Raw genomic sequence first — 16,116 nt, 5'->3', positions numbered from 1 at the left:
GGTCGGGGTCAGTGGCCTTCGAACTCGTCGACTTCGTCCTGCGCGAGGTCGAGGAGAGGGAAGTCGGAGGGCGTATGGCCGCCCGCGGCGGGAGCGTCGGTGTGGTCGGCGAGGCCGCCCAGCAGCTCCACCCAGGTCCGGCCGACGCGCTCGGCCTCGGCGTCCGTCACGAGGTGACCCGGCCAGCTCAGGGTGACCGTCAGCTCCGGCCCGCCCGGCGTGTCCCGAACCATCGCGCCCGCCTCAAGGAGGTGGTGCAGCGGCATGTCCGGATCGATCGAGCCGCCGATGGCGGTCTCGCCCGTCAATTGCCATGCCTCGAAACGCCCTTGGTCCGCGTCGGACGCGAAGCGGCCCATGTAGTTGAAGCCGACCTCGGGGGCGGGCCGGGCGCGCAGTACCGGCCCGGTCTCCGGGTTGAGATGGCGCAGCAGCTCGTAGCCGAGGCCGTCGCCCGGTATCGCGCGCACCTGCTCCTTGACCGTCTTCAGGAGCGCGCCGGCCGCGGGCCCGCCCGCCTTGACCTGCGTGAGGTCGATACCGGTCGTGTCCACCCTGACCGGGTGGGTGCTGGCGAACCAGCCGACCGTGCGTGACAGATCGACTTCCCCGATCGGCTCGCGGCCGTGTCCCTCGACGTCCACCAGGAACCCGGAAGCCGCTGGTCCGGGGGCTGCCGGTGCTGCCACCTCGGGTCGCCAGTGCGTGACGGCTCCGGCCAGGGCCGCCAGCAGGATGTCGTCGACACCACAGTGGAACGCGGTCGCCGTGCCGCCCAGCAACGTCGCGACCTGCGCCGACGGCACGGACCACGCCTTGTGGCGCAGCGTGCCCACAGTGTCGATGTATGAGTCCAACCCCCGGCGCGCCAGGGTGGTTTGTGTGTCGCCGAGCAGCGTCAGCCAGGAGTCGAGCTCCGCGACCCGGCGCCCCTCCGTCGCCTCCGTTGCCAGCAGTTCCGCCCAGCGCCGGAACGACGTGCCCACCGGCTCCAGCTTCGGCGCCCGCCCCTCGGCCACCGCCTCACACGCGGCCCGCAGATCCGGCACCAACACTCGCCACGACACACCATCAACCACCAAGTGATGCGCTACGACAATGAGTCGCCCGGCACGGTCGGGTCCCGCATCCACCCACACCGCCCGCACCATCACCCCGGACACCGGATCCAACCGCCCCGCCGCCTCCTGCGCAGCCCGCCCCGCGATCTCCTCCAACGCATCCGCAGCGGCACCCGCCGCGTCGACACGAGAGACCACAGCCCCGGCATCGACCGACCTCGGCTCACCCACCACCAGCCTCGCCTCACCAGGAACGGCCCGCGCGCGCAACATGTCGTGCGTATCAAGGACAGCGCTCAGACCCGCCGCAAGAACATCCAGGCCAAGGCCGGCCGGGGCACCCAGCACCACCCACTGCGCGAACCCCGGCCGCGCGGCCCGCTCACCCAGCGCCCGCATGACCGGCGTCCAGGGCACCTCGCCCACGCCGACGTCGACTGCGGGGCGCGCCTCGCCGGGCGTCTGCACCACAGCCGCCAGCCGTTCCGGTGTCTTCTCCTCGAACACCTGGCGGGGTGTGATGACGAGCCCGGCGCGGCGGGCCCGGGAGGCCAACTGCATCGAACTGATCGAGTCACCGCCCAGCTCGAAGAACCCGTCCTCGACCCCGACCCGCTCCAACCCCAACACCTCGGCGAACAGGTCACTCAGAATCCGCTCCGCCTCCGTGCGCGGCTCACGCCCCGACACGCGTTCCGCGAAGTCCGGCGCGGGAAGAGCCACCCGATCCACCTTCCCGTTCACCGTCAACGGCAAGGCGTCCAGAACCACGACCGCCACCGGCACCATGTACTCCGGCAACACCCCCGCCACATACGCGCGCAACAGCTCCGGATCCACAACCTGCCGGCCATCGGGCACGACGTAACCGACCAGGCGCCGGTCTCCGGGGCGGTCCTCGCGGGCCACCACCACGGCCTGCCGTACGCCGGGGTGTGCCGCGAGTGCCGCCTCCACCTCGCCCGGCTCGACGCGGAACCCGCGGACCTTCACCTGCTCGTCCGCCCGGCCGGCAAAGGTGAGCTGCCCGTCGGCCGTCCAGCGGGCCAGGTCGCCGGTGCGGTACATCCGGCCGCCGCCACCCTCACCGAACGGGCACGCCACGAAGCGTTCTGCCGTCAGCCCAGGGCGGCCCACATACCCCCGGGCCACTCCGGGTCCCGCGACGTACAACTCACCCGTCACGCCCATAGGGGCCGGGCGCAGAAAAGCGTCCAGGACGTACGTCCGCATGTTCCCGAGCGGGCGGCCTATCGGAGGTGGGGCGTCGGACTGGCCGGTCGTGGCGTCCACCGGTCCGGCGGTGGACATGACGGTGGCTTCGGTGGGGCCGTAGGTGTTCCACAGCCGCGTCCGGCCGGCCCAACGGCTTGCCAGTTCGCCGGTCAGGAGTTCCGCGCCGAGGACCCAGTTGCGTACGCCTCGCACCGCCGACGGGTCCAGCACCCCCAGCAGGGAGGGCACGACGCTGGCCGTGCTCACCCCGGCCGACTCGATCATCTCCGCCAGCGCCGAGGGCTCCGCACGCTCCTCGGACGAGGCGATCGCCAAGGTACCGCCCCCGGACAGCGTCACCGCCACATCCAGCACCGCCGCGTCAAAACTGAACGACGCGAACTGCAGGACAGTGGTCCCCTCGGACACACCAAGCACCGGACGCATCGCCGCCGCGAGGTTCGCCACGCCACCATGCGCCACCCCCACACCCTTGGGGCGTCCCGTCGAACCGGACGTGTAGATCACATAGGCCAGTTGCTCCCGTGCCACGCGCGAGTCCAAGGGAGTTGCCGCCAGCGTGGTGAGCGTTCGAGCGACCTCCGGGTCGTCCAGTCGCACTGCCCGCGCCTCGCCGACCGACACCTCCGCCAGGCTCTCCGCGACACCCAGCACCACAGCCGCGCCACTGTCGGCCACCATGAACGACAACCGGTCCACCGGGTACTCGGGATCCAGCGGGACGAAGGCGCCACCCGCCTTCCACACCGCGAGCTCCCCCACGACCATGTCGACACCGCGCGGCAGACACAGACCCACCCGCGACTCCGGCCCCACCCCGAGCCCGACCAGATAGCGCGCCAGCCGATTCGCCCGCGCCTCCAACTCCCCGTACGCCACAGCATCCGCACCACACCGCACCGCCACCGCCTCCGGCGTGCGCACCGCCTGCGCGGCGAACAGCTCGGGGACGGAGGCCCCCGGGACTGCGGCCGCCGTGTCATTCCAGCGGTCCACGACCAGTTCGCGCTCCGGAGCGCCGAGTACGTCGATGCGGGCCACCGGCGTCGACGGGTCGGCGACGATCTGCTGGAGGACCCGTATCAGCCGTCGGCCCATCGCGGCGGCGTCCTCCCGGGCGATCAGGTCCGGCCGGGACGTCACGCGGAGGTGGAGGCGGTCGGTCGTGAGGACGCCGAGCGTCACCGGGTAGTTGGTCGCCTGGTGGCCCGCGGTGGCGGAGAAAGTGGGCACGTCGCCGGTCGTCGGCCGGGCGGGTGGCGCGGGGTAGTTCTCGTAGACCACGAGGGTGTCGAAGACCGCTCCGGGGCCCGTGACCCGCTGGATCTCGGCGAGGCCCAGATGCTGGTGGGCGATCAGGCCGGACTGGCGTTCCTGCAGTCGGGTCAGCATGTCGGCGACGGGCTGCGTGCCGTCGAGGCGTACGCGGACCGGGAGCGTGTTGATGAGCAGGCCGATCATCGACTCCGCGCCCGGCAGTTCGGCCGGGCGGCCCGCGACGGTCGCGCCGAAGACGACGTCCGTGCGGCCGGCGAGACGGGCGAGTACGAGTGCCCACGCGCCCTGGACCAGCGTGTTCACCGTGAGCCCGAGGGAGCGGCCCGCCTCCGTCAGCGCCCGCGTCTCCTCTTCGGAGAGCCACAGGGAGGTCTCCTCCGGCAGGACGAGGGCGCCGCTCGGGTTCGCCGGTGCCACCAGCGTCGACTCGTCGGCCCCGGCGAGCTCGGCCCGCCAGGCGACACGCGCGGCTTCCTTGTCCTGGCGGCCCAGCCACGCCAGGTAATCGCCGTAGGAGGCCGCGCGCCCGAGTACCGAGGGGTCGCCGCCCGCCTCGTAGATCTGGGAGAGCTCGTTCAGGAGGACCGGCATGGACCAGCCGTCCATCAGGAGGTGGTGGGACGTCACGACGAGGCGGTGCCGTCGCTCGCCGAGCCGTACGAGGAGGAGGCGGAGCAGCGGGGGCACTGTCAGGTCGAGCCGATGGGCCCGTTCCTGTGCGGCCAGCTTCTCCGCCTGGTCGGTCATGTCGGGTTCGGCGAGACCCGAGAGGTCGACGTCGCGCCAGGGCAGGGTCACCGTCCGGGTGATGAGCTGCACCGCCTCGCCGGACTTCCTGCGGTGGAAGCTGGCCCGCAGTGCCGCGTGCCTGCCGAGCAGCGCCTCCCACGAGGCGCGCAGGCGGCCGGCGTCCAACGGTCCTGTCACGTCCAGCAGGAACTGGACGGCGTAGACGTCGGGGCCCCGGTCGTCGAAATCCGCGTGGAACAGCATCCCTTCCTGCAGCGGGGACAGCGGCCACACTTCGGCCAGGGCCGAGCCGTGCGCGGCGGTTGAAGACTTCACCGGGACAGACCTCCCTCGAGGTTCGCTGCTATCGCTTGGAACTGGTCGACCTCGTCCTGCTCCAGGTGGAGGAGGTGGAAGTCGGACGGGGTGTGCCCGCCCGCGGTGGGGTCGTCGGTGTGCGCGGCCAGGCCGGTCAGCATGCGCACCCAGGTCCGGCCGAGACGTTCCGCGTCGGCCTCGGTCAGGAGCCGGCCCGGCCAGCTGAGCGTGACGGTGAGTTCGGGGCCTTCCGCTGTGTCCCGGACGGCCGCGATTCCTTCCAGGGCGTGCGGTGCGGGGGTGTCCGAGGCGTCGGTGCCGCCGGCTGCCTCGGGTCCTGCCTGCTGCCAGGCTCCTACGTGCCCGGGCTGCCCGGGCTGCCCGGGCTGCCCGGGCTGCCCGGCCTGAGTCGCGGATTCCTGCTGCGGCTCCGCCTCTGTTTCTGCCTCTGTTCCCGCTCCCGTCCCTGTGGCGAACCGGCCGAGGTAGTTGAAGCCGATCTGTGCCGTCGGAGCGGCTTCGAGAACCGGAGCCGTACGAGGGTTGAGGTGACGCAGCAGGCCGTAGCCGAGTCCGTCGCCGGGGACCGCCCTCACCTGCTCCTTGACGGCCTTCACCAACGTACCGGCAGCCCGGCCGCCCGCCATAGCGTCGTCCAGGTCGGCGCCGGTCACGTCGAGCCGCACCGGGTGCGCGCTCGTGAACCAGCCCACCGTCCGCAACAGGTCGGTCCCGTGCAGGGGTTCGCGTCCGTGCCGCTCGATGTCGAGCAGCAGCCCCGCTGCCTGCTCGGGGCGCCAGTGCGCCACCGCGCCCGCCAGGGTGGCGAGGAGCACCTCGTGCAGTCCGCAGTGGAAGGCGGCCGGTGTCCGGCTCACCAGGGTCTCCACGTGTTCGGAGGGGACGGTCCACGACCGGCGGCGGAGGGTGCGCGCGGTGTCGATGGTCGGGTTCAACGCGCGGTGGGTCAGGGGCGGTTGGTGGTTCCCCAGCAGGTTCAGCCAGTCCGGCAGCTCGGCGACGCGCTGCTCGTCGGTCGCCTCCTGGGCCAGCAGTTCCGACCAGCGGCGGAACGACGTCCCCACTGGGTCGAGTCGCGGTGTCCGCCCCGCGGCCACGGCCTCGCACGCGGCCCGCAGGTCCGGGATCAGCACGCGCCAGGACACGCCGTCGACCACGAGGTGGTGGGCCACCAGGATCACCCGTCCCATGCGTCCGGGGCCTGCGTCGATCCACACGGCCCGCACCATTTCCCCTGCCGCCGGATCGATCCGCCGCGCCGCCTCCCGTGCCGCCCTGCCCGCGGTCACGTCCAGCGCTTCAGCGGCGGTGGCGTTCGTCAGTGTCTCGGCGGCGGTGGCGTTCATCAGTGTCTCGGCGTCGGTGGCGTTCCCCGGGCCCGTCGCCGTGACCGTCACCTCGACGCACGACACCAGTCCAGCCGCGTCGACCGACCCCGGCTCGCCGACGATCAGTTTGGGCTCGCCCGGCACGGTGCGGGCCCGCAGCATGTCGTGCGTGTCGAGGAGGGCGTTCAGTCCCGCCACGAGAACGTCCAGGCCCAGCCCGGCCGGCGCGCCCACCGTCATCCACTGGGTGAACCCCGGACCCGCGACCTTCTCGCCGAAGGCCCGCATCACCGGTGTCCACGGCACCTCGCCGACGCCGTTGTCGTCCGCCGCGGCCTCGTCCCCGGCGGGCTCCGCCACCTCCGCGAGGCGTTCGGGGGTCTTCTCCTCGAAGACCTGCCGGGGCGTCACGACGAGACCTGCCCGGCGGGCCCGCGACACCAGCTGCATCGAGCTGATCGAGTCGCCGCCCAGCTCGAAGAAGCTGTCCTCGGCGCCCACCCGGTCGAGTCCCAGCATGTCGGCGAAGAGGTCGCACAGGATCCGCTCGGTCGCCGTCCGCGGGTCCCGGCTCGTGGCGCGCCCTGCGAAGTCGGGGGCGGGCAGCGCGGCCCGGTCGACCTTGCCGTGCGCGGTGCGCGGCAGGGCGTCGAGGACCAGCACCGCCGTCGGCACCATGTACTCCGGCAGCACACCGGCGACGTACTCGCGGACCGTCCCGCCGTCGACCGTCCGCCCGTCGGCGGCCACATAGCCGATGAGGCGGCGCTCGCCGGGCCGGTCCTCCCTGATCGTCACCGCGGCGTGGCGTACGCCGGGGCAGGCCGCGAGGGCCGCCTCGACCTCGCCGGGTTCGACGCGGTGCCCGCGGATCTTGAGCTGGTCGTCGGCGCGGCCCGCGAAGACCAGTCGGCCGTCGTTGGTCCAGCGGACGACGTCGCCGGTGCGGTACATCCGCCGGCCGGGTTCGAAGGGGTCCGGCGCGAAGGGGTTCGCCACGAAGCGCTGGGCGGAGAGTCCCGGTCGTCCGAGGTAGCCGCGGGCGAGGCCGGCACCGGCGACGTACAGCTCCCCCGGGACGCCCACCGGCACCGGGCGCAGGGATGCGTCCAGTACGTACGCCTGGGTGTTGGTGACCGGGGCGCCGATCGGCGGTGGTCCTTCGCCGTCGGGGGCGCCGTGCCGGATCAGGCCGGCCGTGGAGATGATCGTCGACTCGGTGACCCCGTACTGGTTGTACATGGCGCGGCCCTTCGCCCACCGCCGTCGCACCTCCGCGGGCATGGCCTCGCCGCCGGTGATCAGCAGGCGGAGGTCCGGCAGTTCCTCCGGGGGCATCTGCGAGAGGAAGGTGGGCGGGATCGCGGCGTGGGTGATGCGCCGGGTGCGCACCAGGCGGGCCAGTTCCTCGCCGGAGATGTCGAGCCGTGTCGGGGCGAGCACGAGTCGGCCGCCCGCGCACAGGGTGGGCCAGATGTCCGCGAGCGAGACGTCGAAGCTCGGCGATACCAGTTGCAGGACGCGGCTGTCCGGGTCGATCGCGTACCGCCGCACGTTCTCCGCGACGAGATTCCGCAGCCCGTGGTGCGACACGGTGACGCCTTTGGGCGCGCCGGTGGAGCCCGAGGTGTAGATGACGTACGCGGCGTGGGCGGCCGTCAGCGGCACCGACCGCTCGGCGTCACGCACCGGACCGGCCGGGAGCCGCCCGATCTCGCCGGCCACCACCGGGTCGTCCACCACCACGACCCGACCGGCGAACCCGTCGGGCACGGCACCCCGCGAGGCCGCCGTACACACCACCACCGACGGATCCACGTCACCCACCACATACGCGAGCCGCTCCGCCGGATATCCCGCGTCCACCGGCACGAACACACCCCCCGCCGACGACACCGCCAGCAGTGACACGACCAACTCCGTCGACCGCTCACCCACCACGGCCACCCTGACCTCGGGCCCCACCCCGACGCCCATCAGATACCGGGCGAGACGGCTCACCCTGCCGCCCAACTCGCCGTAGGTGAGCCGCTGTTCGCCTGCCACCAACGCCACCGCGCTCGGGGACTCCGCCACCCGTCGGCCGAACTGTTCGGGTGCCAGCGCGTCCGGGACCGGGGACGCCGTGTCGTTCCAGTGCTCGACGATGCGGACCCGTTCGGCGGGCGTCAGGATGTCGATCTCGCTGAGGCGGAGGCGCGGATCGGCCGCGACCTGTTCGAGTACGTGGGCCAGGCGTTCCGCGAGTGCCCGCGCGGTGTGTTCGTCGAAGAGGTCGGTCGCGTAGAGGATCTCGCCGTCGAGGCCGGCGGGTGCGCCGCGCTCGTCGCGCCGCTCGACCATGGACACCGCCAGGTCGAAGCGGGCGGAGAGTTCGGGGGGCAGCGGTGCGGGCCGGACGTCGACGCCGGGAAGTTCCCAGGCGACTTCGGGGACGTTCTGGAGGGCGAGCATCACCTGGAAGAGCGGGTTGCGGGAGAGCGAGCGGGTCGGGTTCAGCTCTTCGACCAGGCGCTCGAAGGGGACGTCCTGGTGCGCGTACGCCGCCAGGTCCGCGGCCCGGACGCGCTCCAGGAGTTCGGCGAAGGTCGGATCACCACTCACATCGGCACGCAGGACGAGAGTGTTGACGAAGAACCCGGCCAGCTGCTCCAGCGCCGCGTCCCCGCGGCCGGCCGCCGGGGTTCCCACAGCGATGTCGTCCCCCGCTCCCAGACGGGACAGCAGCAGCGCCACCGCCGTGTGCACGACCATGAACATCGTCGCCCGGCCCTGCCCCGCCACCTCCACCAGCCGCCCATGCGTGAACGCATCGGCCGCCACCGGCACCAGCCGCCCCTGGAAGGACGGCACCACAGGCCGCACCCGGTCCACCGGCAGCACCAACTCCTGCGGAACGCCCGCCAACGCGTCCCGCCAGTAAGCCAGTTGGCCGCTCAGCACACTCGCCGGGTCGTCCAGCTCCCCCAGCACCTCACGCTGCCACAACGCGTAATCCGCGTACTGCACCGGCAACGCATCCCAACCCGGCGCCCGCCCCTCACACCGCGCCGCATACGCCACCTCCAGATCCCGCGCCAGCACACCCATCGACCAGCCGTCCACCGCCACGTGATGCGCCACCACCGACAACACGTACTCACCCGCGCCCACCACCACCAGGCACACCCGCCACGGCAGATCCGTACGCAGGTCGAAGCCGGTTGCCAGTTGCCCGGCGAGGGTCCGGTCGAGGTCGGTCTCGTCGGCGCGCACCACGGTCAGCGGCGGCCGCCCCGCATCTCCGTGCCGTACCTGCTGATGCGGAACACCGTCGACGTCGGGCAGGACGGTACGCAGGCTCTCGTGCCGGTCGGCCACATCACCCAAGGCGGCCTCCAGCGCTGCCACGTCCAGCACACCCGAAATCCGCAACGCCAAGGGCAAGTTGTACGCGGACGACGCGCCCGGGACCGTCTCCTCAAGCCGGTTCAGGAACCACATCCGCTGCTGCGCGAACGACAACGGCACCACGTCCGGCCGCACCCACGGCCGCAACTCCAGCCGCCCCTCTCCCACGCCCGCACGCCCGCCGATCAGTCCGGCAAGCCCCGCCACCGTCGGCGCGCCGAACAACTCACCGATCCCCACCTCCACATCCAGCACCGCACGCACCCGCGCCACCAACCGCATCCCCGACAGCGAATCCCCGCCCAGGTCGAAGAAGCCGTCCTCGATCCCGATCCACTCCAGGCCGAGCACCTCGGCGAACAGGCCGCACAGGATCTCCTCGGTCTGCGTGCGCGGCTCGCGCCGGGAGCCCCGGGCGGTGAAGTCCGGTGCCGGGAGGGCGGCGCGGTCGAGCTTGCCGTTGGCCGTTATCGGCAGGGCGTCGAGGAGCAGGACGGCGGCCGGGACCATGTACTCGGGCAGCGTCCTCGCCGCGTAGTCCCGGACCTTCCTGGGGTCGAGGCTCCGCCGTGTGGCGGGCACGACGTAGGCGACCAGCCGTTTGTCGCCGGGGCGGTCCTCGCGGGCCACGACCGCCACCTGGCCGACCGACGCGTGCCCGGCGAGCACCGACTCGACCTCGCCCGGCTCCACCCGGAAGCCGCGCACCTTGACCTGCTCGTCCGCGCGCCCCACGAACAGCAGCTCGCCGTCGGCCGTCCACCGGACGAGGTCGCCGGTCCGGTACATCCGCCGTCCGCCGCCGTCACCGTCACGGCCGCCGTCACCGCCGCCGTCACCGTCGCCCTCGCCGAACGGGCAGGCCACGAAACGTTCGGCCGTCAGGGCCGGCCGTCGCAGGTACCCGCGCGCCAAGCCGGACCCGGCGATGTACAGCTCGCCCGTGACGCCGGGCGGGACCGGCTGCAGCGCCGCGTCCAGGACGTACACCTGCCGGTTGGCGAGCGGCCGTCCGATGGGGAGCACCCGACCCGCCTCATCCTGGGGCCGCAGCAGGTGTGTCGTCGCGCAGAGGGTGATCTCGGTGGGGCCGTAGAGGTGCCGTACGGCGACCCCGGGGCATGCCTCCCGCACCCGCGCCACGGCACCGGTCGGCACCACATCGCCGCCGGTCAGCACCTCCTTGAGACCGGCGAAACACTCCGGGGACTCCTCCGCAAGCACCCGGAACATCCCCGCCGTCACATGCAGCACCGACACCCCGACGGCAATGGCGGCACGTATCCGGCCGGCATCCACGACACCCGGCTCCGCCACCACTACCTGGCCACCGGCCACCAGCGGCACCCACACCTCGAACAGCGACACATCAAAGGCATGCGGGGCATGCATCAACACCGCATCCTCCGGGCCCACCGACCAACCCCGGTCTGCCACCAGCCCGGTGACACTGCCGTGTGGCACCGCCACACCCTTCGGCACACCCGACGACCCGGACGTATACATCACATACGCCACGTCCTCGGAACCGATACCGACGGCTGAACGGTCGACCGGGCACCCCGCGACAGCCGCACGGCCCCCCGGATCGTCCAGCACCACGACCTGCGCCCCCATACCCGCAGGGATCGCGTCCCGGTGTGCCCTGGTGCACACCACCGCCGCAGGGGCCGAGTCGTCCAGCAGAAACGCCACCCGCTCCGCCGGATACTCCACATCCACCGGCACATACGCCGCCCCCGCACGCCACACCGCCAGCAACGCGACCACCAGGTCGACCGACCGCTCCATCACCACCGCGACACGATCACCACGCCCCACCCCCACACTCCCCAGGTAGGACGCCAGCCGACCCGCCGCCCCAGCCAACTCCCCGTAGGACAGGGCATCCGAGCCACAGCGCACCGCCACGGCGTCGGGCGTGCGCCTCACGTGTGCGGCGAGCAGTTCCGGCACCGACGCGTCCGGGACAGCGGCCGCCGTATCGTTCCAGCGCTCCACGGTCTGCGTGCGCTCGGCGGGCGTCAGGATGTCGATCTGACTGAGGCGGAGGTCCGGGTCGGCGGCGACCTGGGCGAGGACGCGGCCCAGCCGGTCCGCCAGCGCCTGCGCGGTACGGTCGTCGAAGAGGTCGGTCGCGTAGAGGATCTCACCGTCGAGGCCGGCGGGCGCGCCGCGCTCGTCGCGCCGCTCCGCCAGGGTCACCTCTAGGTCGAAGCGGGCAACCGGGGAGACCATCGACGCGGAGCGCACCTCAGCGCCGCGGAACCGCCACTGCGGTTCGGGCACGGTGTCCAGGGCGAGCATCACCTGGAAGAGCGGGTTGCGGGACACCGAACGGGCCGGGTTGACCTCCTCGACCAGGCGCTCGAAGGGAACGTCCTGGTGGGCGTACGCCCCCAGATCCGCGGCCCGCACCCGCTCAAGGAGCTCGGCGAAGGTCGGATCACCGCTCACATCGGCACGCAGGACGAGAGTGTTGACGAAGAACCCGGCCAGCTCCTCCAGCGCCGCGTCCCCGCGGCCCGCGATCGGCGTGCCCAGCGGGATGTCATCCCCCGCTCCCAGGCGGGACAGCAGCAGCGCCACTGCCGCGTGCACGACCATGAACATCGTCGCCCGGCCCTGCCCCGCCACCTCCACCAACCGGCCATGCGCCTCCGCGTCCGCCGTCACCGGCACCAACCGCCCCTGGAACGACGGCACCACAGGCCGCACCCGGTCCACCGGCAGCTCCAACTCCTGCGGGACACCAATCAACACATCGCGCCAGTACGCCAGTTGGCCACTCAGCACACTCGCCGGATCGCCCAGCTCCCCCAGCACCTCACGCTGCCACAACGCGTAATCCGCGTACTGCACCGGCAACGCATCCCAACCCGGCACCCGCCCCTCACACCGCGCCGCATACGCCACCTCCAGATCCCGCGCCAGCACACCCATCGACCAGCCGTCCACCGCCACGTGATGCGCCACCACCGACAACACGTACTCACCCGCGCCGACAGCTATCAGGCACACCCGCCACGGCAGGTCGGCGCGCAGGTCGAAGCCGCGTGCCGCCTGCTCCGCCAGTACCTCGTCGACCCGCTGCTCGGTGCACTCCCTGGTCAGCAGGGGTGGCCGGCCCGCTTCACCGTCCAGGACACGCTGGCGGGGTACGCCATTCACGTCGGGCAGGACGGTGCGCAGGCTCTCGTGCCGGTCGGCCACATCACCCAACGCGGCCTCCAGCACGGCCACATCCAGCACACCCGAGATCCGTATGGCCCACGGCAGGTTGTACGCCGATGACGCCCCCGGAACCGTCTCCTCAAGCCGGTTCAGGAACCACATCCGCTGCTGCGCGAACGACAACGGCACCACAGCCGGCCGCACCCACGGCCGCAACTCCGACCGCTCCCCCACCACGCCCGCGCGCTCACCGATCAACCCCGCGAGCCCCGCCACCGTCGGTGCCCCGAACAACTCCCCGATCCCCACCTCCACATCCAGCACCGCACGCACCCGCGCCACCAACCGCATGCCCAGCAGCGAATCCCCGCCCAGGTCGAAGAACGACGCGTCGGTGCCGACCCGCCCCAGGCCGAGGACCTCGCCGTACAGGCCGCACAGCACCTCCTCCACAGGTGTCGCCGGACCACGGGCAGCGCCCGCGCCCGCGAAGTCGGGGGACGGCAGAGCGGCGCGGTCGAGCTTGCCGTTGGCCGTGATCGGAAGGGCGTCCAGGACCAGCACGGCGGCCGGGACCATGTACTCCGGCAGGTGGTCCGCCACGTATCCGCGTACCGCTCGGGGGTCGAGGGCACCCCGCTCCCGCTGCCGTTCGTCCGGCACGACGTAGCCGACCAGCCGCATGTCGCCGGTCGAAGCGCCGTCCTGCCGGGCCACCACGCCGGCCTGCCCGACCCCCGCGTACCCGGCGAGCACCGACTCGATCTCACCCGGCTCCACCCGGAACCCGCGCACCTTCACCTGCTCGTCCGCACGCCCCACGAACAGCAGCTCGCCCTCGGCCGACCACCGGGCCAGGTCACCCGTGCGGTACATGCGCCCCTCGCCGAACGGGCACGCCACGAAACGTTCCGCCGTCAGGCCCGGCCGCCTCAGATACCCACGCGCCAGGCCGGACCCCGCCACGTACAACTCCCCCACCACACCGGGCGGGACCGGCTGCAGCGCCGCGTCCAAGACGTACACCTGCCGGTTGGCGAGCGGGCGGCCGATGGGGAGGGCCAACCGGTCGGGTGCCCCTACCGGCAGCGCATGCCATGTCGCACAGAGCGTGATCTCGGTAGGGCCATACAGATGCCGTACCGCCACACCCGGGCACGCCTCCCGCACCCGCGCCACCGCCCCGACCGGCACCACATCACCGCCGGTCAGCACCTCCTTGAGACCGGCGAAACACTCCGGGGACTCCTCCGCAAGCACCCGGAACATCCCCGCCGTCACATGCAGCACCGACACACCGCCCGCAACAGCGGCACGAATCCGACCGGCATCCACCACACCCGGCCCCGCCACCACCACACGGCCACCCGCCGCCAACGGCACCCACACCTCAAAAAGCGACACATCAAAGGCATGCGGCGCATGCATCAACACCGCATCCTCCGGACCCACCGACCAGCCCGAATCCCCCACCAGCCCGGCGACACTGCCGTGTGGCACCGCCACACCCTTCGGCACACCCGACGACCCGGACGTATACATCACATACGCCACGTCCTCAGCACCCACCGACACCGCCGGCCCGTCGGCGTGGCACGCCGCGACCTCCGCACGGACCCTCGGGTCGTCCAGCACCACGACATCCGCGCCCATACCCGCAGGGACCGCGTCCCGGTGTTTCCCGGTGCACACCACCGCTACCGGCGCCGAGTCCTCCAGCAGAAACGTCACCCGCTCCGGCGGATACTCCACATCCACCGGCACATACGCCGCCCCCGCACGCCACACCGCCAACAGCGCGACAACAAGGTCGGCCGACCGCTCCATCACCACCGCGACGCGATCACCACGCCCCACCCCTAAATCCGCCAGGTGCGACGCCAGGCGACCCGCCTCGGAGTCCAACTGGCCATGGGTGATGGAGCGTTCGCCGTCCTCGACCGCCACCGCGTCCGCCGACCAGCCGAGCTGGCGGGCCAGCAGCTTCGGCACCGTGTCCGCCACGGTCGGGCGCGCGGTGGCGTTCCACGCGGCGAGCAGCATGCCTCGCTCGGGCTCGGCCATCAGCGGCACATGTCCCACCGGCTGTGACGGGTCGGCCGTCAGCTGCTCCAGGAAGTGCAGGAAGGAGCGGTGGCTGCCGCGGAGCCAGTCGCGGTCGTAGGTGTGCGCGTCGGCCTCGAAGGTGATCTCCATGCCCCGGTCGGCGGACGCGCCGCTCACCAGTACGCCCAACTCCTCGACGCGGCGGCTGGAGAGGTCGCGCACGACGGCCCGTCGGCCTCCGAAGGACAGGGTTTCGCCGGCCATCGGCATGACGTTCACGTACGGGCCGAAGTACCAGCGGTCGCCGGTGGGCCAGTTGAGCTCGCGGCGCAGCCGCTCGCCTCGGAAGTTCTGGTGGTCGACGAGGTCGCCGATCTCGCCGGCCGCCGTCCGCGCGAGGTCGAGGAGGTTCGTTTCGGCGGTCACGGGGAGGCGGAGCGGCAGGATGTTCGCCATCGTGCACGGGGTGCGCCGGGCCTGGTCACTCGTGCGGCCGGCCACCGGGAGGCTCAGGATCGCCTCGTCGGAGCCGCTGAGCCGGCCCACGAAGGCGGCGACCGCCGCGACGACGAGGCGGGGCCAGCTCACGTCGGCGCGGGTGGCCGCCGCACGCAGTGCCGCGACGGCGCGGGGCGGCAGGTGCCCTGTCTCGCGCAGCACCGTTGTCGACGTGTCGGATGTGTGGGGGGCTTCGGGGGCGGCCGGGGCGGGCGTCGTCCGGTGGCCAGGGACGACGGTCAGGTCGGGGCGGTCCGCGAAGTGCTCGTGCCAGTAGCGCCGGTCGGCCTCGTGCCGCCCTGAGTCGCGGTGGGCGGACTCCTGCTCCATCAGTTCGCGCAGCGGGGCATGGTCCGCCGGGGCGAAGGGCTTGCCTTCGAGGAGCGCCGTGTAGACGTCGGCGGCGCGGCGGGCCAGCAGGGAGCAACCGTAGGCGTCCATCAGGAGGTGGTCGTAGCGCTGGTACCAGATGTGGTGGTCGGGTGCCAGGCGGATGAGGGCGTGCGAGAAGGGGCGGTCGGCGTGGGCCGTGATCTCTTGGTTCAGTTCCGCCCGCATCCACGCTTCGGCGGCCGCCCTCGGGTCCTGCTCGGCGGTGAGGTCGACGAATTCGGTGGGCGGACGGTTCGCCTCTTCGGTTTCTTTCGAGGTGTTGCTCTCGATGTTCTCAGTGTTCTCAGTGTTCTCAAGGACAGGAAAGATCATCCGCGATCCGCCGGCGCCGTCGTCCTCGAATCGCGCGTGCAGGATTTCCGTCTCGTCCGTCAACTGCCGCAGTACGCGCGCGAACAAGTTCTCGTCGACGGGCCCGAATATCTCGACGTACTGCCCGACGCTGTACAACCGGCGCGAGCCCGCCACGTGTTGTGCCAGCCATATTCCCTCCTGGGCGTCGAGGAGGGGCAGAGCATGAGCAGCGTTGCCGTTCATCATTCCCCCTGGCCGAGTAATCCCCCTCGGCTAACCAGCTATGTCTGTCAAGGCCGTACGAGTGTGTCCGGCAAGGCCGTACGAGCCGTCCAACCGCGCACTTTCCG

General features: G+C 72.0%; 2 protein-coding genes. Both read right to left on the bottom strand.

The annotated features are described in order from the left end of the window. Positions 1-8 precede the first annotated feature (8 nt). Positions 9-4,640: an amino acid adenylation domain-containing protein gene (locus ACZ56E_RS02650; RefSeq protein WP_471210159.1), complete on the bottom strand. Its 4,632-nt coding sequence runs from the start codon at positions 4,638-4,640 to the stop codon at positions 9-11. Then, positions 4,637-16,012: an amino acid adenylation domain-containing protein gene (locus ACZ56E_RS02645; RefSeq protein ID WP_471210157.1), complete on the bottom strand. Its 11,376-nt coding sequence runs from the start codon at positions 16,010-16,012 to the stop codon at positions 4,637-4,639. Before ACZ56E_RS02645 ends, ACZ56E_RS02650 begins: the two co-directional genes overlap by 4 nt. Positions 16,013-16,116 lie beyond the last annotated feature (104 nt).

This window comes from Streptomyces sp. NPDC039480, from assembly GCF_055597165.1.
Note: the sequence above shows the minus strand (reverse complement) of the source record. Positions and strands in the feature narration are given on the sequence as shown.